The 19,638-nt window shown below is 65.7% G+C and carries 22 protein-coding genes; 11 read left to right on the top strand and 11 right to left on the bottom strand.

Annotated features, from left to right (window positions below; all coding sequences use genetic code 11):
- The first annotated feature begins 77 nt into the window (after window positions 1-77).
- The 4 genes from V9K84_RS07220 (at window position 78) to V9K84_RS07205 (ending at window position 5,296) form a co-directional block, all read left to right on the top strand.
- Window positions 78-593, top strand: coding sequence for a sigma-70 family RNA polymerase sigma factor (locus tag V9K84_RS07220; protein ID WP_302098955.1), 516 nt, complete (start codon window positions 78-80; stop codon window positions 591-593).
- Window positions 590-1,570: a FecR family protein gene (locus tag V9K84_RS07215; protein ID WP_088515340.1), complete on the top strand. Its 981-nt coding sequence runs from the start codon at window positions 590-592 to the stop codon at window positions 1,568-1,570. The genes V9K84_RS07220 and V9K84_RS07215 overlap by 4 nt, the downstream gene beginning before the upstream one ends.
- 97 nt (window positions 1,571-1,667) lie before the next feature.
- The gene (locus tag V9K84_RS07210) at window positions 1,668-4,133 is read left to right on the top strand and encodes a TonB-dependent siderophore receptor (RefSeq protein ID WP_088515341.1); all 2,466 of its coding nucleotides are present in this window, start codon (window positions 1,668-1,670) and stop codon (window positions 4,131-4,133) included.
- A 1,001-nt stretch (window positions 4,134-5,134) separates the two neighbouring features.
- On the top strand, window positions 5,135-5,296 hold the full coding sequence (locus V9K84_RS07205) for a DUF2986 domain-containing protein (protein ID WP_078480115.1): 162 nt from the start codon (window positions 5,135-5,137) through the stop codon (window positions 5,294-5,296).
- A gap of 10 nt (window positions 5,297-5,306) precedes the next feature.
- On the opposite strand, the gene gcvA is transcribed toward V9K84_RS07205, so the two are convergent.
- Window positions 5,307-6,194 carry a transcriptional regulator GcvA gene (gene gcvA, locus V9K84_RS07200; protein ID WP_088515342.1) on the bottom strand — a complete coding sequence of 296 codons (888 nt, stop codon included), beginning with the start codon at window positions 6,192-6,194 and terminating at the stop codon, window positions 5,307-5,309.
- Between the two features lie 129 nt (window positions 6,195-6,323).
- On the opposite strand from gcvA, the gene V9K84_RS07195 reads away from it, so the two are divergent.
- Together V9K84_RS07195 and V9K84_RS07190 are read left to right on the top strand one after the other, a co-directional pair.
- Window positions 6,324-6,959 carry a glutathione S-transferase family protein gene (locus V9K84_RS07195; RefSeq protein ID WP_256582873.1) on the top strand — a complete coding sequence of 212 codons (636 nt, stop codon included), beginning with the start codon at window positions 6,324-6,326 and terminating at the stop codon, window positions 6,957-6,959.
- 22 nt (window positions 6,960-6,981) lie between these two features.
- Window positions 6,982-8,028, top strand: coding sequence for an LLM class oxidoreductase (locus V9K84_RS07190; protein WP_088515344.1), 1,047 nt, complete (start codon window positions 6,982-6,984; stop codon window positions 8,026-8,028).
- A 3-nt stretch (window positions 8,029-8,031) separates the two neighbouring features.
- Here the strand turns inward: V9K84_RS07190 and V9K84_RS07185 are convergent, their stop codons facing one another.
- The 3 genes from V9K84_RS07185 to V9K84_RS07175 form a co-directional block, all read right to left on the bottom strand.
- Entirely contained in the window at window positions 8,032-8,682 is a 651-nt protein-coding gene (locus V9K84_RS07185; protein ID WP_088515345.1) for a hypothetical protein, read from the bottom strand.
- 42 nt (window positions 8,683-8,724) lie between these two features.
- A complete protein-coding gene (locus V9K84_RS07180) occupies window positions 8,725-9,456 on the bottom strand; it encodes a carbon-nitrogen hydrolase family protein (RefSeq protein ID WP_088515346.1) in 732 nt (243 codons plus the stop codon).
- A 109-nt stretch (window positions 9,457-9,565) separates the two neighbouring features.
- Complete coding sequence (locus tag V9K84_RS07175; protein ID WP_088515347.1) at window positions 9,566-10,375, bottom strand: sulfite exporter TauE/SafE family protein; 810 nt, start codon at window positions 10,373-10,375, stop codon at window positions 9,566-9,568.
- 105 nt (window positions 10,376-10,480) lie between these two features.
- On the opposite strand from V9K84_RS07175, the gene V9K84_RS07170 reads away from it, so the two are divergent.
- Complete coding sequence (locus V9K84_RS07170; protein ID WP_088515348.1) at window positions 10,481-11,278, top strand: helix-turn-helix transcriptional regulator; 798 nt, start codon at window positions 10,481-10,483, stop codon at window positions 11,276-11,278.
- A 1-nt stretch (window position 11,279) separates the two neighbouring features.
- On the opposite strand, the gene V9K84_RS07165 is transcribed toward V9K84_RS07170, so the two are convergent.
- The gene (locus V9K84_RS07165; RefSeq protein ID WP_088515349.1) at window positions 11,280-12,164 is read right to left on the bottom strand and encodes a DMT family transporter; all 885 of its coding nucleotides are present in this window, start codon (window positions 12,162-12,164) and stop codon (window positions 11,280-11,282) included.
- 123 nt (window positions 12,165-12,287) lie between these two features.
- Between V9K84_RS07165 and V9K84_RS07160 the strand changes: the two genes are divergently transcribed.
- Entirely contained in the window at window positions 12,288-12,851 is a 564-nt protein-coding gene (locus V9K84_RS07160; protein ID WP_054915334.1) for a helix-turn-helix domain-containing protein, read from the top strand.
- A gap of 38 nt (window positions 12,852-12,889) precedes the next feature.
- A complete protein-coding gene (locus tag V9K84_RS07155; RefSeq protein WP_043860528.1) occupies window positions 12,890-13,387 on the top strand; it encodes a hypothetical protein in 498 nt (165 codons plus the stop codon).
- Window positions 13,388-13,408: 21 nt separating this feature from the next.
- On the opposite strand, the gene V9K84_RS07150 is transcribed toward V9K84_RS07155, so the two are convergent.
- Both V9K84_RS07150 and V9K84_RS07145 read right to left on the bottom strand, forming a co-directional pair.
- A complete protein-coding gene (locus V9K84_RS07150) occupies window positions 13,409-13,891 on the bottom strand; it encodes a MaoC family dehydratase (RefSeq protein ID WP_054915335.1) in 483 nt (160 codons plus the stop codon).
- Between the two features lie 36 nt (window positions 13,892-13,927).
- The gene (locus V9K84_RS07145) at window positions 13,928-14,545 is read right to left on the bottom strand and encodes a LysE family translocator (protein ID WP_043860545.1); all 618 of its coding nucleotides are present in this window, start codon (window positions 14,543-14,545) and stop codon (window positions 13,928-13,930) included.
- Between the two features lie 148 nt (window positions 14,546-14,693).
- Between V9K84_RS07145 and V9K84_RS07140 the strand changes: the two genes are divergently transcribed.
- Both V9K84_RS07140 and V9K84_RS07135 read left to right on the top strand, forming a co-directional pair.
- Window positions 14,694-15,146 carry an Lrp/AsnC family transcriptional regulator gene (locus V9K84_RS07140; RefSeq protein ID WP_043860530.1) on the top strand — a complete coding sequence of 151 codons (453 nt, stop codon included), beginning with the start codon at window positions 14,694-14,696 and terminating at the stop codon, window positions 15,144-15,146.
- A gap of 102 nt (window positions 15,147-15,248) precedes the next feature.
- Window positions 15,249-15,869, top strand: a complete 621-nt coding sequence (locus V9K84_RS07135) for an AraC family transcriptional regulator (RefSeq protein ID WP_229589228.1) — start codon at window positions 15,249-15,251, stop codon at window positions 15,867-15,869.
- Here the strand turns inward: V9K84_RS07135 and V9K84_RS07130 are convergent.
- From V9K84_RS07130 to V9K84_RS07115, 4 genes are all read right to left on the bottom strand, one after another.
- Window positions 15,852-16,745, bottom strand: a complete 894-nt coding sequence (locus tag V9K84_RS07130) for a sterol desaturase family protein (RefSeq protein ID WP_088515351.1) — start codon at window positions 16,743-16,745, stop codon at window positions 15,852-15,854. The genes V9K84_RS07135 and V9K84_RS07130 overlap by 18 nt on opposite strands.
- Window positions 16,746-16,843: 98 nt before the next feature.
- Window positions 16,844-17,374 carry a glyoxalase superfamily protein gene (locus tag V9K84_RS07125; RefSeq protein WP_088515352.1) on the bottom strand — a complete coding sequence of 177 codons (531 nt, stop codon included), beginning with the start codon at window positions 17,372-17,374 and terminating at the stop codon, window positions 16,844-16,846.
- A gap of 178 nt (window positions 17,375-17,552) precedes the next feature.
- A complete protein-coding gene (locus V9K84_RS07120) occupies window positions 17,553-18,398 on the bottom strand; it encodes a TIGR03915 family putative DNA repair protein (protein ID WP_054915340.1) in 846 nt (281 codons plus the stop codon).
- The gene (locus tag V9K84_RS07115) at window positions 18,395-19,615 is read right to left on the bottom strand and encodes a putative DNA modification/repair radical SAM protein (RefSeq protein WP_054915341.1); all 1,221 of its coding nucleotides are present in this window, start codon (window positions 19,613-19,615) and stop codon (window positions 18,395-18,397) included. Before V9K84_RS07115 ends, V9K84_RS07120 begins: the two co-directional genes overlap by 4 nt.
- Window positions 19,616-19,638 lie beyond the last annotated feature (23 nt).

The raw sequence follows: 19,638 nt of genomic DNA, 5'->3' as shown, positions 1-19,638 counted from the left end.
CCATGCTGTCCACGGCCCACTGGCACTAGGATGCGACAAATTCTCAAATGCACCTGGCTATCATGCTGAGGTTTTCCGTGTCGTCGCCATCCACTTCCCCCACCCCTCACGCCGATGTTCGTGCGCTGTACATCAACCATCACGCCTGGTTGCTGGGCTGGTTGCGCAAGCGCATGCGCCACGGCGACCACGCGGCGGACCTGGCCCACGACATCTTCGTGCACATCCTCGGCAAGCCGGAGCAGCTGCAGCAGTTACGTCAGCCGCGTGCCTGGTTGAGCACCGTGGCCCACGGGCTGCTGGTGGATCGCGTGCGCCGCCAGCGGGTCGAGCGGGCGTATCTGGAGGCCATCGCACACCTGCCCGAAGCCGAGGTGCCGTCGCCCGAGTCGCAGCTGATACTGCTGGAAACCCTGGCCCGTGTGGACGCCTTGCTCAACGGCCTGCCGCCCAAGGTGCGCATGGCCTTTCTGCTGTCGCGCCTGGAGGGCCTGAGCTACAAGGAGATCGCCGAGCGCCTGGCGGTAAGCCTGAGTTCGGTGGAGAAGTACATGGCCAGCGCCATTCGCCATTGCTACCTGGCCCAGCGATGAGCCGCCCGCCATTGCCCGAACTGCCCGACAACGTGGTGGACCAGGCCATCGGCTGGCTGGTGCGCATCGAGTCCGACGGCGCCAACCCGCAGCTGCTGGAGGCCTGCCAACGCTGGCGTCAGGCGCACGCGCTGCATGAGGTGGCCTGGCAAGCGCTGCAAAAAAGCGATGCCACCTTCCAGGGCCTGGCCGCACTGCCCGGCTCGGTGGCGCGGGACACGCTGCAACGCCTGCAAGGCGGTCGTCACAGCCGGCGCCAGGCGCTCAAGCTGCTGGGCGTGGGGCTGCTGGCCAGCGGCGTTACCGGCTGGTCGATGCGTGACAGCACGCTGGTGCCCTGGGGCGCGGACTACGCCACCGAGGTGGGCGAGCGCCGTCAGTTTGTGCTGGACGACGGCACCCGCCTGCAACTGAACACAGCCAGTGCAGTGGACGTGCAGTTCACCGCGCAGCGCCGGTTGATCGTGCTGCGGCGCGGCGAAATCTTTATCGACACCGGCAAGGACGCCGCCACGGCGGGCGGGCGTCGCAGCTTCTGGGTCAGTACGCGGCATGCGCAGTTGCAGGCCATCGGTACGGCCTTTGCCGTGCGTGATGAAGCCAGCGGCACGCGGTTGCGGGTCGAGGATGGGGTGGTGGCGATTCAGGGCAAGGGCCAGCCGGTGATGGTTGCCGCCGGGGAGCAATACCTGATCGATGCAAACGGCAGCCAGCGGGTCGAAACCAGCCCCCTCAATGCCAGCGCCTGGGCGCGCGGGCAACTGGTGGCCAAGCGCATGCAACTGCGCGAGCTGACCGCAGAACTGGCGCGCTATCGCCACGGCTGGCTGCGCTGCGACCCGGCCATCGCGCACCTGGAGGTGTCGGGCGTGTTCCAGCTCGATGACATCGACCAGGCCCTCAGCGCCCTGAGCGATTCGCTGCCGGTGCGGGTGGAACGCTTTACCCCGTTATGGACCCGTATCGTCGCCCGGTAAGGCTGATGAGAAGAAATCTCAAAAACTTTTACGGGTTTTGCCACCCTCTTCGACAGACAGGCAATACACCTCGTCATTCGAAAGGAGCACGCCGTCCATGTCTTCTGCTTTTATCCCCACCCGGCCTTTGCAGCGCAGCGTGCTGGCACTGACCCTGCGCAGTATGTTGCTGGCCGGTGCCACCAGCGTGTCGCTGGCCAGTGCGGCCGCGCAGGCCGCCGAGGCAAGCAGCCGCCACTACGAGCTGGCGGCCGGCCCGCTGGAAGAGTCGCTCAACAGCTTTGCCCAGGTGGCCGGCATCAGCCTGCCGTTCGACCCGGCGCTGGTGCAGGGCAAGCGCGCCCCGGCACTGCGTGGGGACTATGCCGTGCAGGATGGCCTCGAACGCCTGCTGGCCGGCAGCGGCCTCACGGTTACCCGCACCGCCAGCGGCAATTACCTGCTGATTGCCCGTAGCCAAAGCGCAGATGCCCTGGAACTGGGCGCCACCACCATCAGCGGCCTGGGCCTGGGCTCGACCACCGAGCACAGCGGTTCGTACACCACCGGCGCCATGCAGACCGCCACCAAGCTGCCGCTGTCGCTGCGCGAAACACCGCAGTCGGTCACAGTGATTACCCGCCAGCGCATGGACGACCAGGGCATGCGCAGCCTCGACGACGTGGTGCAGGCCACGCCCGGGCTGCGCCTGTCGGCCGCGCGCCCGGCCAACAGCGAGTTCTTCGCCCGCGGCTTCCCCATCACAAACCTGATGTTCGACGGCCTACCCACCACCTACAACGCCGACTGGGTGGCCACCGCCGACCTGGCCCCCTATGACCGCGTCGAAGTGGTGCGCGGCGCCACCGGCATGATGCAAGGGGCCGGCAACCCGTCGGCCGCCATCAACATGGTGCGCAAGCGCCCTACCCAGGCGTTCCAGGCCAGCGTGACCGGCAGCGCCGGCAGCTGGGACAACTACCGCAGCGAGCTGGATGTGTCCGGCCCGCTGAACGACAGCGCCAGCGTGCGTGGCCGCATCGTCGGCGCGTACAACGACAAGGGCAGCTATCAGGATTACGCCGGGCGCGAGCGCGGGGTGTTCTACGGCATCAGCGAGTTCGACCTCACCGACAGCACCACCCTGACCGTGGGCGCGTCCGACCAGAACGACAATAACAACATCAACTGGGGCGGCCTGCCGGTGAACCCCGATGGCAGCCACATGGGCTTTTCTCGCTCCAAGACCTTCGGCTACAGCTGGTCGCACCAGGACGTCGAGAACAAGACCGTGTTCGTCGAGCTCGACCAGCGCTTCGACAACGACTGGCGCCTTCACCTGGGAGCGTCGAAAAACTGGTCCGAATTCAAGATGATGGGCGGCGTGCTGGAGCGCAACAACGACGCCACCTACCGCCAGCGCATCTTCAACCAGAACCGCGACTTCGATCAGTCCACCTACGATGTCTACGCCACAGGCCCGTTCACACTGTTGGGGCGCGAGCATGAACTGGTGGTCGGCGCCAGCAAGCGCCAGCTCAAAACCGAAGCCACCGGCGGCACGGTGTTCGTCGATGTGCCGGACATCAACCGCTTCAACCCGGGCGGGCTGGCCAGACCGAACGTGCCGGACATCTACTCCATCGACGACAAGGTCGATCAGGAAGGCCTCTACCTCACCACGCGCTGGAACCTAGCCGACCCGCTGAAGGTGATACTCGGTGCGCGCCTGGACTGGTACGACGCCACGGCCATCTATGACCAGATCAACGACCAGTACTACACCTCGGGCAAGACCAAGGTGTTGCGCAACGTCACCCGTTATGCCGGGGTTATCTACGACCTGGACGACAACCATTCGGTGTATGCCAGCTACACCGATATCTTTCAGCCGCAGACCGAGAAGGATGGCCAAGGCAAAGGCATCGAGCCTATTACCGGCGAAAACTACGAAGTGGGTATCAAGGGTGAGTATTTTGGCGGCGCGCTGAATGCCAGTGCTTCGCTGTTCCAGATCGACCAGCTCAACCGCGCGGCCGAGGTGGCGGATGCAAGCCTGTGCAAGGTCATCCCGGTGGGTAGCTACGGGTGCTATGAAGCGGCTGGCAAGGTGCGCAGCCAGGGCATCGAGTTCGAGATCAATGGTGCGTTGACGCCCAACTGGCAAGTGGGCGCCGGCTATACGTTCGCCCAGGCCAAGTACGAGAAGGATGCCGACAAGGCCAAGGAAGGCCGGCTGTTCGACACCGACCTGCCGCGTCATATGTTCAAGGCCAGTACCACGTACCAGTTGCAGGGTGATCTGAAGCAGTGGCGTGTGGGGGCCAACCTCTATAGCCAGAGCGCGACCTTCAACAAGGGCAGCAATGTGTTCGGCAACTACCATGTCGAGCAGGAGGCGTATGCGCTGGTCGGGTTGATGGCGGGTTACCAGGTCAACAAGCATCTGGACACACAGTTGAACATCAACAACGTGTTCGACAAGAAGTACTACCAGGGCATCGCCAGCAACTCCACGTGGAGCCCATATGACGTGTTTGGCGACCCGCGCAACTTGATGGTTACGGCGAAGTACAGCTTCTGATGATGCGCCGGGGTCAGCGTGATTGCCGGCGTATGCAGATTGACTGATGCACCGTGCATTCAGGCGTTGCGACCGCTTCACGCTCGATTCGCGGGTCAAGCCCGCTCCCACGCCCTGCGGGCAGAAGCGGATTATGCATGGCTCGATGATCTGTTTCGGGCCGCCAGGCCGTAGGAGCGGGCCTTGCCCCGCGATCTGGTGCGCAGCGCCAGTAAAACCTGCACATGCGGTTCGCCTGACACACCGCGCACTCAGGCGTTGCGACCGCTTCGCGCTCGTTCGCCGGCAACGCCGGCTCCTACGCCCTGCGGGCAGACTCCGCTTCTGGCCGCCAGGCCGTGGGAGCGGGCCTTGCCCCGCGATCTGGTGCGCAGCGCCAGCAAAACCTGCACATGCAGTTCGCGTGATACACCGTGCATGTAGGCCTCGGGCAGACTCCGCCTCTGGCCGCCAGGCCGTAGGAGCGGGCCTTGCCCCGCGATCTGGTGCGCAGCGCCAGTAAAACCTGCACATGCGGTCTGCCTGATACACCGCGCACTCAGGCGTTGCGACCGCTTCGCGCTCGTTCGCCGGCAACGCCGGCTCCTACGCCCTGCGGGCAGATGCTGCCTCTGGCCGCCAGGCCGTAGGCGCGGGGCTTGACCCGCGATCTGGTGCGTAGCGCCAGCAAAACCTGCACATGCAGTTCGCCTGATACACCGCGCACTCAGGCCTTGCGACCGCTTTGCGCTCGTTCGCCGGCAACGCCGGCTCCTACGCCCTTCGGGCAGACTCCGCCTCTGGCCGCCAGGCCGTGGGAGCGGGCCTTGCCCCGCAATCTGCCGCGCAGCGCCAGCAAAACCTGCGAACGCGCCCTCAAAGCCCCCCACGCACAACGCTCACGCTTGCAGCGCAACCTTTAGTAAACTCGCCCCACCGGCAATACCGGCAAGGCTCTGCAGAACACCTGCAACCTCCCCGCCACCGCACCGCTTTCAAGCATCTACAGGCCCAGCAGAACCATGAACCGCCAAAAGAAGATCAAGCAGATACTCAAGGCCAACGCCAAGAAGGCCAGCGCCAAGCTGGCCCCCAAAAGCAAACCCAAATACATCTGCAAGGCCGACCGACTGAAGCTGGCTGCCGAAGCCGCCGAAACCCCGACCCCCGCCGCCGAAGGCTGAGCCACACCTGTCACGCAGCGCCCGCCTGCTGCGTTATCCACTCGATGAACGCCTGCACCTGCGACCGCTTCAAGGCCTCTTTGCGCGTTACCAGGTAGTACGCAAATCGCGACGGCCACGGCCTGTCCAGCGCCACCACCAGCCTGCCGTTGTGCAGATCTTCCTGGGCATGGTTGTCCTGCACCAGGGCGATGCCCTGCCCGCTCGCCGCCGCGCGCAGCAGCAACAGGTCTTCATCGTAACTGGCACCGCGCTGGCTACGGCTGTCAGCCTCCACGCCATGCGCCTGCAGCCACAGCGGCCAATCCGCTCGCTCGGTATCGTGCAGCAGCGGGTAGTTCAGGCAATCCTGCGGGCTGTTGATAGGCGGCCCCTCGGCCAGCAGCCGAGGGCTGGCCACCGGTAGCAGCACCGGCGCCATCAGCGGGATCGACTCCAGCCCCGGGTACTGGCCCAGGCCATGGCGCAGCGCAATGTCGATGCGCTCGCGCTGGAAATCCACCAGCCTTGCCGACGCCTCCACCCGCACTTCGATGTCAGGATGCCGGGCACTGAAGTCACCCAGGCGCGGCACCAGCCAGGTGGACGCGAACGACGGCACGGTGCTGATGGTAAGCGTTTGCTCGTGGGTGAACGACTCAAGTTCGAGTAGCGCGTTCTCGATCTGCCCAAAGCCCCGCGACAACCCGGGGAAAAGACGTGCGCCGGCATCGCTGAGCTGCACCCCATGCCGCCCCCGCACCAGCAGCGTGACGCCCAGGCGGTCTTCCAGCTGGCGGATCTGCTGGCTGATGGCGCCGGGGGTGACGCCCATGTGCTCGGCCGCCGCCTTGAGGCTGCCCAGCCGTGCAGCTTCGGTAAAGGCGCGCAGCGCCAGCAAGGGTAGAACGGCGCCCATGGCGTATTCCCTGGTTTAGAAAATCTAACGTCAAAGCGCAGGACTAATCGTTTTTGTCCCAGGCAATCACTCACTAGCATGGCACCCACACCACGCAACAAGCATTAGTCTGCCTGAGGTATGTGCCCTGTGTCCGATCCTGACCTGATTCTCTACACCGACAGTTCGCCAAATGGCTTCAAGATCACCATCGCCCTGGAAGAAATGGGCCTGCCCTACAGCCTGCACCATGTGCGCATCGATGAGGGCGAGCACCAGCGGCCCGAGTTTCTTGCGCTCAACCCGCACGGTCGCATTCCGGTGCTGATCGACCGCGCCACCGGCATCACCCTGTTCGAGTCCGCCGCCATCCTGCTGTACCTGGCGGACAAGAGCGGCCAGTTGCTTGGCCACGACGCTCCCGAGCGCTGGGCATGCATCACCTGGCTGATGTTTCACAGCGCCAGCATGGGGCCGTTGCTGGGCCAGCGCGTGCACTTCGAATGCTTCGACACCGTGCCCAACCCTGCCGCCATCCAGCGTTACAGGACCCTCACCGAAGCCACCTTCGTCACCCTCGATCAGCACCTGGCAAACCAGCCGTGGCTGGGTGGCGCCACCTATTCGATTGCAGACATAGCCACCTTCGCCTGGCTGCATATCGCGCAGCTGGTGGGCTTCGACTTCAGCCAGCAGCCCTGGTTGAGCCAATGGTACGCGCAGGTTGAGCAGCGCCCTGCGGTACAACGCGGCATCCGCCTGCCCGCCCCTGCCACCGGCCCATGAACCCCGACACCAAGGAACAGGCATGAACACCATGACCCACCCCACTGCACCCGCCGTCACCTGCGGCGCGAACGCCGAAGCCTTCGCCCACCACCCCGGCTACCGGCGCATGTTCGCCGCCGATCACCTGACACTGGGCATCTTTCTGCCACTGCGCTTCTACCAGGGCGACATGGCGGTGCTTCACGCCCAGGCGCAGCATGTGAGCGAGATCGAGCGCCTGGGCTTTGCTGCCGTATGGGTGCGCGACGTGCCCTTGTTCGACCCGGCCTTCGGCGATGCCGGCCAGGTGTTCGACCCCTTCGTATACCTGGGCTACCTGGCCGCCCATACCCGGCACATCGCGCTGGTCACCGGCAGCGCCATCTTCACCTTGCGCCACCCCATCGACCTGGCCAAGTCTGCCGCCAGCCTCGATCGCCTGTCGGGCGGCCGGTTGGTGATGGGCATCGCGTCGGGGGACAGGGCCGTGGAGTTCCCCGCCTACGGCCTGGCCCATGACCAGCGCGGTGAGCGCTTTGCCCACAGCGTGGACTACTTTCGGCAATTGCTGGCGCAGGGCCCTGCGACCATCCGCTCGCCGCTGGGCCAGATGAGCGGCACGCAGTTGCTGCCACAACCGGTCACCGGGCGCATTCCGCTGATCGTGACGGGGTCGTCGCGTCAATCCCTGCAGTGGCTGGGTGAGCAGGCCGATGGCTGGCTGACCTACCCGGACGCCACCCACACGGCGCAGGGCCCGCTTCGCCTGGCAGAAAAGGTTCGGGCGTGGCGCTCGCAGATCCCCAACGGCGGGTTTCGCCCGCACATGACCAACGAGTGGATCGACCTGGACGAAGACCCCGACTTCCCGCGCACGCCGTTGCAAGGTGGGTATGTGCTCAAGACCGGGCGCAACGGGCTGATCGCGTTGCTTGGCGAATGGAAGGCAGCGGGCGTCAATCATGCGGCGCTGGGCATTCAGATGGCCCGGCGGCCGGTTGACGAGGTCATTCAGGAATTGGCCGAAGAAGTGTTGCCGCTGTTCCCCACCTTGCAAGGGCCAGCGCCGCTGGCCCAGGGGTGGTAGCACTTATCCGGCGCAGGGGTAGCCCGTTTCGACAGCCGAGGCCACCGCCTCGGCAAAGTCCAGTTGCGGGTTGAGCGCGGCCACCAGGTCGGCGGTCAACGGGGTGTGGTCGTAGAGTTGCTGCACCGCCGCCAATGGCACGGCCTGCTCGTAGTACCACTGGGCAAACTCCACGTAGCCACTGGCCGGTTCGATCAGCAGCGCCAGAAACTCCGCCGAGCCATCGTCGAGGTGGTCCGTTGTGACGTTCGGCGCTGCCACCTTCTGCCAGGCCGCGTCGTCAGGGCTTCTCCAGTAGCAGTAGCTCAGCCAGTCCATGCTGAAGGCCGCTTCGTTGAGAAAGGCGGCAAAGGCCGGCGGCACTTGTTGCTGTACGGCCTCGACGAGGCGGCTGTCGCCGGCTAACGGGGATTCATGCGCAATCCCCTTGATGGCCGCGCCGAACGGCCCGAAGTGCACAAACCATTCATCGCCCGAGCCATTGCGCATCGACGCCATTTCCTCACAGTCGAACCAGCTCGCGTTGTAGCTGAAATAGCGGTACTCCCATTCGGGGGAGACGATGGCATCGAGCATGGCCAGGGCCTTGGCGCGCTGGCGCAGCGTGGCGATGTCCGGGAGTGTTGCGGGGTCAAGGGGAATCAAGGCGGGCATGAGTGCTTCCGAAGGTCGACGAATTGAGGTGGCGATGGTGATTCAAGCCAGGCTGACAGTGCCCGCTTCTCCCGTGCGTGTGTCATATGCGACCAGGGCTTGCCGGGTGGCGTCGGCAGTGCAAACGCGCTCGCCATTCGGGTTCCAGACCGCGGACTGGCCTGCACCGATGAAGTTGTCGGCGGGGCCTACGCAGTTGGCCATGATCACGGTCATGCCATGCTTGCGGGCCATTGCCGGGTAATGGTTGCAGGCCAGGTCCACGCCCTTCTGCGACTTGGCCACGCTGGCCAGGTACACCTGGGCACCTGCCGCGGCGGCCTGGTCTGCATGGGCGGGCTGCAAGGATTCATAGCAGATCGCGGGCACCAGAACATGCCCGCCCTGGCGGAACACCTGCTGCTGGGTACCGGGCGTGAAGAATGGCAGTTCATCGGCGTGCAGAAGCTGCTTGGAATACACCGCACGTGGCAGCCCTGGCTGGAAGGCGATCATGCTGATCTGGGTGCCCTCCCTCCCCTGGGTTGGCGCACCCACGGCGATGAGCAGGGTGTAGCGATCGCTCAAGGCCTGGAACGCATCGAGGCGGCTGTCGGTGGGCGCCATCGCCAGGCCACCGGCCAGTTCGGGTTCGTAGCCGGTCAGCGAAAGTTCGGGGAAGACCACCGCGTCGGCTCCCTGGCTTGCGGCGGCGTGGATAGCGTCGATGTGTTGGGCGAGGTTCTTTTCGACATCCCCCGGGGTGGCCGAGATTTGCGCAGCGATAAGCTTCATTCGAGTCTCATGTCCCTTGGTCGACGCGGGCCTATGCTGCACCAACATCGTTACCTTGGAAAGTGTGCGGTGTTTCAGGCTGATCACGGGGCAAGGCCCGCTGGCCTAGTCAGGCAACCACCATCACCACCAGCACCACCCCCAGCAGGGCCAGGTAGCACTTCACATGCAGCGCGTCGGGCATGCGCCCGATCCACGGCGCGGCCAGGTGAATGCCGCACCACGAGCCCAGCACCAGCACGGCCAGGGCACGCACATCGATAAAGCCGGCAAACCAGGGCCCCAGCACTTCGGTGCGCCACGCAAGCACGGCGTAGGCGGCAGTACCGGCAATCGCCATCGGCAGCGACAGCGGGTTGGCCGACGCCGTCGCCACGGCCATGCTCGCCCCACGCCTGCGCATCAGCGGCACGCTCATCACGCTGCCGCCTACACCCAGGAATGCCGCCACGGCGCCCATGCCGACACCGATCACGGCGCTGGCTCGACGGCCCAGCGGGCGCATGCCATCGCTTGTGCTCACGGTAAACCCCGGGCGCATCACGGCATCAAGAATGGTCAGGCCAAGGTAGCCGATGAACAGCCAGCGTATCCACGCCCCTTGCACCTGCGTGGCTGCCCATGCGCCCAGCACTGCACCCAGCGCAACGTAACCCAGCAACGGCCGCACCACAGGCCACTGCAAGGTGCGCGCACGGGCATGGCGCAAGGTCGAAAGGCCTGCGCCGAAGATCATCGCCGCCGTGGAGGTGGCCACGGCGATATGCATCGCGGCCTCGCCGATGGCCGACCCCGGCGCATGGCTCACACTGATAAGGGTAAACAGCAGCGGCACCGCCACAAAGCCGCCACCAAAGCCGAACAGCACAGTGGTCACGCCGGCTACCACACCGAACGCACACAGCAGAAACCAGAACATGCATCGCTTCCAACACAAGGGGGGAGCCACACGTTAACGGCCAGACATGTGGCCAGCCCTCGCGAATTGGCCAATAATCCTCGCGTTCCGGCCAAGGTGCTTCACATGCTCAATATTCCGCTCGCCAGCGTCGACGCCGTCGCCCGCCCGGTGCTCGCCATCGGTACCGACTACCCGCCCGACACACTGCTGCCCACCCATGTGCATCGGCGCGCACAGTTTCTGTATGGCATGAGTGGCCTGATGGAGGTCCAAACCCAGGACGGCAGCTGGGTGATTCCGCCCGGTAGCGGGGTGTGGATACCCGCCGGCAAGCCGCACCAGGTGCTGATGCGCGGGGTGAGCACCCGCAGCCTGTACATAGAGCCGGCGCAGCCGGTGCGTGATACCTCGCAGTGCCAGGCCCTGGTGGTCTCGCCCCTGCTCCACCACCTGTTGCTGGCCACGGCGCACGTACCCGCACTGTATGAAACACACGGTCGCGACGGGCATCTGATTCAGTTGGTACTGCACGAGCTGCGCAGCGCGCCGAGCCTGGCGCTGTTCGCACCCTTGCCAAACGACCCGCGGCTGGCCGAACTATGTCACAACTTTCTGCGCCAACCCCGCATCAACACCAGCGCCGAGTCCTGGGCAAGTGCCCTGCATTGCAGTGCAAGAACCTTCAGCCGCCTGTTCCGCCAGCAAACCGGGCTTTCATTCGGCACCTGGCGCCAGCAGGCCTGCCTGATGGCTGCCGTCACCCGCCTGGCGGCCGGCGCCTCGGTCACACGGGTCGCGCTGGAGCTGGGCTACGACAGCCCCAGCGCCTTTTCCAGCATGTTCCACCGCCAATTGGGCGCCCCGCCCAGTGTTTACCTGGCCACGCTCGACCAGTGCGGCCCAGGGCATGCGGTGGTCTAACTCAGGTATTCAGGGCCGGCTTTGAGCCCAGGCGCCAGCCCAGGTTCATGCCGGCCGCCGCCAGCAATATGGCCAGCGCCCCGGCTGCCTGCAGCGCGCTGAGGGGGTGATCGAAGGCCAGCCAGTCGACCAGGATGGCCACCGCCGGGTACAGAAACGACAGGGCGCCGATCAGCGCCGTGGGCAGTTTCTGGATGGCGCCGTACAGCAGGGTCGACATCAGCCCGGTATGCACCGCGCCAATGGTCAGCAGGTAGGCCCAGGCCTGGGGCTGCGCGGTCATGTCCGGCACCTGCGCCCAGGGCCAGAGCATGGCCGCGCCCACCAGCAGCTGCACCAGCACGATCAGGTGCGGCGGCACGCCCTGCAGGCGCTTGGCGATGATCGCCGCAATCGCGTACAGCAAGGCCGACGCCAGCGCGAGCATCACACCCATCAGGTAGTTTTCCCCGGCCGCCCCCGTCTTGGCCGTCACAATCAGCAGCATGCCGACAAACGCCAGGCCCAACCAGCCAGCACCACTGGCCGAAATTCGCTCGCCGAACAGCAGCACGCCCAGCCCCACCAGCATGAAGGGTTGCGTGTGGTAGACCACCGTGGCCACCGCGATGGAGGCCTGGCTGTAGGCGCTGAACAGCAGCAGCCAGTTGCAGGCCAGCGCAACGCCACCCAGCAGCATCCACCCCCACTGCGCGCGCGTCGGGCGCAGCGTGCCAAACACCCCCAGCGCCCAGCACGCCAGGGCCATCACGGCGGCGCCGAACAGGCAGCGCCAGAACACCATCGACGAAGGCGACTGGCCCGACTGCACCACGAACCAGCCGACAGTGCCAGAAATGCACATGGCGGTGACCATTTCGAGGGTGCCGCGTGAACGTGCATTCATGGCGCGCGGTGTCCCGTCGAGGTAAAAACAGAAGGCTGTGTCATCGAACAAAATCCATCAAAACGAACGAGTGGGTGCCATAATGTCCGCCGCCCTCTCTCCCAGTCAACTCATAACGAACAAATGACCATTATATCGAACGATGCGCCGATCATGATTCTGGCCCAGGCCATCAGGCGCGAGCGCTTGCAGTCGGGGATGTCCGTCAGCGATCTGGCGCGCCGCGCCGGCGTGGCCAAATCCACGCTATCGCAGCTGGAGTCCGGCCTTGGCAACCCCAGCATCGAGACCCTGTGGGCGCTGGCCACGGCACTGGGCATTCAGGTCACGCGGTTCTTCGAGCAGCCGGCGCAGACGGTCACGGTGATTCGCGCAGGCGAAGGTGCGGCGCTCAAGGCCGACGACGCCGACTACGCGGCGACCCTGCTCGCCGACTGCCCGCCCGGCATACGCCGGGACCTGTACCGCGTGCATGCCCAGCCCGGGCAGCCCCACCATTCCCAGGCGCACCCGGCGGGCACTTTCGAGCATGTATTCGTGTGCCAGGGGGCCGCCAGCGCAGGCCCGGCCAGTGCACCGGTGCTGTTGCATGCCGGCGACTACCTGCGCTACCCGGCCAACCAGCCCCATGTGTTCGAAGCCTTGGAGCCCGATACCGTTGCTGTCATGCTGATCGAGCACAGCTGAAGCAACTGCCTGCCCTATCCCTCAGGACCCCCACCCCCATGACCAACCACAGAATCGAGCTGTCAAACGGATGGATCGCCGAGTTTGCCAACCAGGGCGAGTTCCGCATGGATGCCGAAGGCTGGAACCTGGTGCTGCACGGGCCGCAGGGGCAATCCATCCAGTACTTCAATGACCAGATCGTGCTGGTGAACGATGACGACGGCACGCAGGCCAAGGCGTGCCTGCAGCTGTCGGAGGATGGCGTCTACGGTTACCTGAGCACCTCGGTGGGCACCGGCTGGGTGATCGACTTTGCCCGCGGCATGCTTGCCCCGCACCGGGTGGATATTCGTCACTACCACGACGGCTACGACGAGAGCATCGCATTGACCGAGCAGCCGGCCTTCCAGCGTGCACGCCAGTACATTCAGGTGAAGGGGCGATTCGTGTACCTCACCTTCCCGTTCATCCGCGAAGCGGAGTTCCCCAAGGTGTGGGAGCAGTACGTGGCGATCCGTCGGCGCCAGCTGGACGAGCTGTACTTTCGCAATTGAACCCTGCCGCGTGCCGGCGCCCTAGGCACCTGCCGCAGCCAGGTTGCCGGGGTCGCCCTCGGCCAACAGCTGCGCCATGCGTTCACGCGCCGCTGCGTTCGGCAACACCCCGGTGGTCATGCCTTCCAGCACGGTTTCGCCCTGCGCGTTGACGATGCTCAACTGCGCCCGCGCATGCCCGCGCTCGTCCTTGTCCACGATCAGCCAGTGGCAGGTGATTGCATCGCCGGCATACACCGGCCGCTTGAACTCGAAGCTCATGCTGGTCGCCAGCCAGCCGATCTGCCCGCCGATCTCGGTCACCAGGCTGGCCGTCAGCAGGCCATGGGAGATGATCGACCTGAACCTGCGCAGTTCGGCCGAGGCGGCATCGTAGTGCACGGGGTTGTAGTCCCGCGAAAGCTGCGCAAAGCAGCGGATGTCCTCATCGGTGAAGCACCGGGTCACGCTCAGTTGCGCCCCCACCTCCAGGCCCTGTACGGCCCGTGCTCTCAAGCTCTTCATGGCACTCCCCCTGTTCGATTGCCGCGTACATTCTGCCTACCTGGGTAGCTGCCCGCCCAGCAGCACCAGCGCGATGATGACCATCGCCGCCCCCGACACCCGGCTGACCCACAGCGCCGCCGCAGGCCGCGCGCCCAGCACGGCCTGCGAACCAAAGCCCACCAGCAGGTAGATCACCCCGCAGCTGAGCGCATGCACCAGCCCCAGCGCCACGATCTGCAGCGGTACCGGCCACGGCGCCGTGGCGTCGGTGAACTGTGGCAGCAATGCCAGAAACAGCAGGAACACCTTGGGGTTCAGGCCGCTCACACACAGGCCCTTCACCGCCCAGCGCTGCCACGCACCGGCTACCTGCACCTGGTCCGCCTGGGGCACAGTCGGGTGCCGCAGCATGCCGATGCCCAACCATAGCAGGTACCCGGCCCCGGCCACCGTCAGCACCGACAGCGCAAACGGATGCCCCGCCACCAGCGTGCCCACCCCGGCGGCGACGATCAGTGTCGCGATCAGATGCCCCGACAACAGCCCGGCCACGGCGGGCAATACCACCCGCCCCTTCAGCCCGGCCGATATCGCATAGGCCCAGTCCGCACCCGGCGTGATGATGAACAACATCGACACCGCCCAGAACGCCACGAAAACACTCAGGGTCATGGCGCTACCCACGTCAGGGATGTGTACACGGTTGGCTGCATCGTCCTGCTCCACAAGCAAATTGGTGCAGGGAACAATAATGAAATCTTGCTAGAATTTTCTTTCGAAGATAATCGCGACATAGGCCAATAGGGGAAGATCCTTCCAGATGGACCGCATCGACCGGAACATTCTTGCCGAACTGCAAAAAGACGGGCGCCTTTCGATCACCGAACTGGCCGAGCGGGTGGGGTTGAGCCTCTCCCCCTGCCACCGGCGGGTGCGTGCCCTGGAAGAATCGGGGGTGCTGCTGGGCTATCGGGCGAAACTGGACCCCATTGCCCTGGGCCTGACCTTTTCCGCCATGGTCTTCGTCACCCTTCGCGAGGGCGATCGCACGGCGGTCGAGGCGTTCGAGAACGCGCTGGTGGCGTTGCCACAGGTGGTGGATGCGCAGCGCCTGTTCGGCGAGCCGGACTACCTGCTGCACGTGATCACCCAGGACCTGCCGGCCTTCCAGCGGCTCTATGATGAAAGCCTGTCGTCGCTGCCCAACGTGCAGCGGCTCACCTCCACCCTGGTGATGAAGCGCGTGGTGCAGGACCGGCCCTTGCCGTTGTAACCTCGCCGCCCGCCTTCAGCCTCATTCAGGAGCACCACTATCCACCGCACACCCAACGAACCCTGGCAAGGCGACCTGTGGCTGGCCACCGACTACTGCCTGGTGGCCGGGCAGGTCGGGCAAACCCAGGCCCACGCCCACTATGCCCACCAGGTGCTGATCGCCTGCGCTGCCCCGGTGCAGGCGTCGATCCAGGGCCAGGTCGAGTGCGGGCCGCTGCTGCTCATTGCCTCCGGCCAGCCGCATGCGATTCTCAGCGAGCAACCGGCGATCACGCTGTTTGCCGAGCCATTGGCTTTCGAACTGCCGGTGCTGCGCCAGCTCTGCGAAGACGCCGGCGCAGACCTGGAGGGCCTGAACCAACGCTTGCGCGCCCTGCCCCGGCGCCCTTTGCATCCGCGCCTGGCCACCGCCTTGCAACGGGTACGTGCACTGGATGAAAACACCCTGCCCGCCGCGCAGCTGGCCAGTGAAGCGGCGCTGTCGCTCAGCCAGCTGGAGCGCCTGTTCAGCGGTCAACTGGGGTTGTCGGTGCGCCGCCTGGTGTTGTGGCAACGCCTGCGCGTGGCCTTGCAGCTGGCACTGGGCGGTAGCAGCCTGACCGAGGCAGCCACCTGCGCAGGCTTTGCCGACTCGGCCCACCTGTCACGCAGCGTGCGCCAGCAGTTCGGCATCCGTGCCGACCGTACCTTGCGCCACCTGCGCCTAAGGCTGCTGGACTAGCGCACGGCTCAGGGCATCGGGCAGTACGGCAGGTGGATGCTCGGGCTGGTCGCGACGAAAGGGTTGGCGCAACTGCGCGCCGTAGCCCACCGGGTAGTCCGGAAAGTCGCCGATACCCAGGTCGTCGTCCGCCAGGTGATAGTGCGGCAGGTGCAAGGCGGTACCCAGCAGGCGGTCCCAAACGCTGAAGAACAGCGCGAAGTTCACATCCCCCGTGGTGCCGTACTTGAGGTGATGCAGCCGGTGCACCGGCGCCCAGGCAAACACATGGCGCAGCCAGCCGATGCGCATGTCGACGTTGCTGTGCTGCAACAGCAGCTGGATGGATATGCTGAACGCCAGCAAGGCCGCCACATCCAGCGGCAACCCGCACAGCAGCAAGGGCAAGGTGCCGCCCAGCGCTTCGAGCATCTGGTGCAGCGGGTGCTTCATCAGCCCGTTGAAGCCGTACATTCGGGTCACGCTGTGATGCACGGCGTGCAGGCGCCACAGCAACGGCAGGCGGTGGCTGGCGTAATGCACCAGGGTGATGCCCAGGTCTGCCACTGGCAACGCCAGCAACAGCTGCAGCGCAAGCGGCCAGTCGCTCGGCCACAGGCCGGTATCGGGCAGCACCAGGGCAATCAGGGGGATGGCGGCAATGCCGGCCGCGTTGAGCGCCTCGTTCACCCCCGCGTGAATCACGTCCCGGGTGCCATCGCCCTGGCTTACATTCCAACGCTCGCGATAGGGCCACAGCCGCTCGCACAGCAGCGACACGCCAATCGCCAGCAACAGCAGAACCGGCAACCAGCCAAGGCTTGCGCCCTCGTCCAGCAGCCACACGGCCGAGCCGATGAATCCAAGGAAAAATACAGGGGCGTACAGGGTTCGCATCGTGAAACTCCAGGCAGGTCAGAGCCTGGAGTTTCGTGCAGCCCCAGCCTGCGCCGCTTGAACAAACGGCGCATCTTCAGCCTGGGGGGAAAGGCCGGTCAGCCCTGGCAGAAGCGAATGCGATTGCCGAACGGGTCGTACACCTCAAGCACCTTGCCCCAGCCCTGCTCGACGATGTCCGGGCGGCCATAGCCGTAGCGCTTGGCAAGCAGCTCGTCGCGCAATTGCTCGATGTTGTGCATGGGGATGAACACCGTCGAGCCAGGGCTTGCGTCGCCGTGGTGCTCGGACAGGTGCAGTTGCAGCCCATTGCGTACGATGCCCAGGTACAGCGGTAGGTCGGCTTCGAAGCGGTGCTCGAACTCCAGGCTGAAGCCCAGGAAGTCGAGGTAGAACTCGCGCGCCTTGGCTTCGTCGAACATGCGCAGGATGGGGATAGGCTTGTCGAAGCTCACTTCGCTTGCAGGGATGGCGGGGGCAAGCAGGGCCGAGGCGGTGTTCCAGTCCTTGTAGCCCAACTGCTGCGCCACCAGCTCCAGCGCACCGGAGTGGGTCAGCGGCGGGCTCTGCGCCTGCAGGGCGGTACGCAGACGCTTGGCCATCTGTTTGGCCTGTTCGATCGAGATCATCATGTGCTCCTGGTGCCGAGGCAGTGTGGGGCTCGCGTTGCCAGGCCTCGACGTTCAAGAGAATGATCGCGTCAGGGGTAACTGCAATGCTTTCACCTTTCCCAACGGGAGCGAGCGGCGGGCAGCATCGGCCCGCGCCGATCATACACAGCCAGGGTGGCATATGGAAAGGCGGCCCTCAGCGCGTTGGCGAATCCCCGCGCCCGATGCGCTTGCCGCCCTGCTGCCCCACCTCCTGCGCCTGGCCGTCGCGCTGCTTGCCCTGGCGCGCCTGGCCCACCAGCCGCGCGATCAGCGGGCCTTCGGGCAAATGACGCCAGAAGCGCCCCGGCATGTGCTGGCGCATGGCATCGGGGTTGACCCGTGCCGGGTTGAAGGTGTGCCGGTAGTAGGTGCGCCACAGCTCGGCGCCAGGGTCGTCGGCGTGGCAGGCCCACTGGCGCCATTGCTCGGGGCAGTGCCGTCGGTAGTCCAGGGTGCTGCCATCGAAACGGATGCCATCGCGTGGCGTGGCGATCAGCCAGCGCTGGCGGCCCAGCCGGTCGGCAAAGTGGCCGCTGGCGCTTTGCAGAATGTCGTGGGCCGGTTCATGGAAGGCCACCAGGTCCAGTTGCAGTTGCTCGGCCAGTGCCGCCGGCAATGGCACGAAGCGCACGAAGGCATGCAGGTGATGGGCCTCGCGGCTGACCTGCTTGATGCGCCGCTGCAGCTCGCTGCCCAGCCGGTCGCCCGCCAGCATGGCGGTGCGGTCGCCATGGGCCACGCGCCACAGCACTTCATACAGCAGGTTCCAGCGCTGCTCGCCACGGTAGCGGGCGGCCTGCTCAAGTTGATCCAGCAAGGCGGCCGGCACCCGTGTGCGAAACGGCCCGGGGCCCTGCGGCAACACCGCCGGCACCGCCAGCAGATCGTGCACCGGGCCATGGGCCCACACCACCTCGGTGGGGTCGATGCCGTGGCCCAGCAGCACGCGGGCCTGGTCGCGCCAGGTGTCGAAGTGCTCGTCGCAGTCCAGCGCGATCATCCCCACAACCCCATCTGCACCGGTGCCTGCGGCTCGCGCAGGCGTTCGCGCAGCAGGCCGCTGCGGGTTTCCGACTGGGGCGGGCGATAGTCGCTGGTGACGATGAACGGGCGCGCCTTGTCCAGCACGCAGCGCAGCTGGATCAGGTCGTCATAGCGAATGCGCCGTTCACGGCGCAGCGCCACCAGGCGTTGCACGCTGCGCAGCCCGATGCCGGGAATGCGCGCCAGCAGCGCCGGCTCGGCGCGGTTCACATCCAGCGGAAACACCTCGCGGTTGGCCAGGGCCCAGGCCAGCTTGGGGTCGATGTCCAGCGCCAGGTTGCCCGCGCCGCCCAGCAGTTCGCCGGCCTTGTAGCCATAGCCGCGCATGAGAAAGTCCGCCTGGTACAGGCGGTGCTCGCGCAGCAGCGGCGGCGCGGCCAGGGGTACGCTGGTGGGGCTGTCGGGGATCGGGCTGAACGCCGAGTAGTACACACGCCGCAGGCCATAGCCCTGGTACAGCGATTCGGCATTGCCCAGGATGGTGTGGTCGTCGGTGGCATCGGCGCCCACGATCATCTGGGTACTCTGCCCGGCAGGGGTGAAGCGCGGTGCGTTGACTTCACCGGCCACCGCCTGCTGGCCGTGGTGGATGGTGCCCATGGCCTGGCGAATGGTACGCACCTGCTTCTCCGGCGCCAGGCGCTGCAGGCTGGCTTCGGTGGGCAGCTCGATGTTCACGCTGAGGCGGTCGGCCAGCCGCCCGGCCTGCTCGATCAGCAGCGGGTCGGCGTCGGGGATGGTCTTAAGGTGGATGTAGCCGCGAAAGTTGTGCTCTTCGCGCAGCAGCTGCGCCACGCGAATCAACTGTTCCATGGTGTAGTCGGCGGAGCGGATGATGCCCGAGCTGAGGAACAGCCCGCTGATGCAGTTGCGCCGGTAGAAATCCAGGGTCAGGCGCACCACCTCCTCAGGCGTGAAGCGTGCCCGCGGCACGTTGCTGGAGCGGCGGTTGACGCAGTACTGGCAGTCGTACAGGCAGAAGTTGGTCAGCAGCACCTTGAGCAGCGACACGCAGCGCCCGTCGGGGGTGTAGCTGTGGCAGATGCCCATGCCATCGGTGGCGCCCAGGCCGTCGCGACCGCGCGAGCTGCGCTTGGGGGCGCCGCTGCTGGCGCACGAGGCGTCGTACTTGGCGGCATCGGCCAGGATGCCGAGCTTGGCGATGAGCTGCATGGGGTCCACCTCGATACTGATTA

The organism is Pseudomonas sp. AE27 (genome assembly GCF_037113495.1).
In the GTDB taxonomy this organism is placed as follows: domain Bacteria; phylum Pseudomonadota; class Gammaproteobacteria; order Pseudomonadales; family Pseudomonadaceae; genus Aquipseudomonas; species Aquipseudomonas palmensis.
Note: the sequence above shows the minus strand (reverse complement) of the source record. Positions and strands in the feature narration are given on the sequence as shown.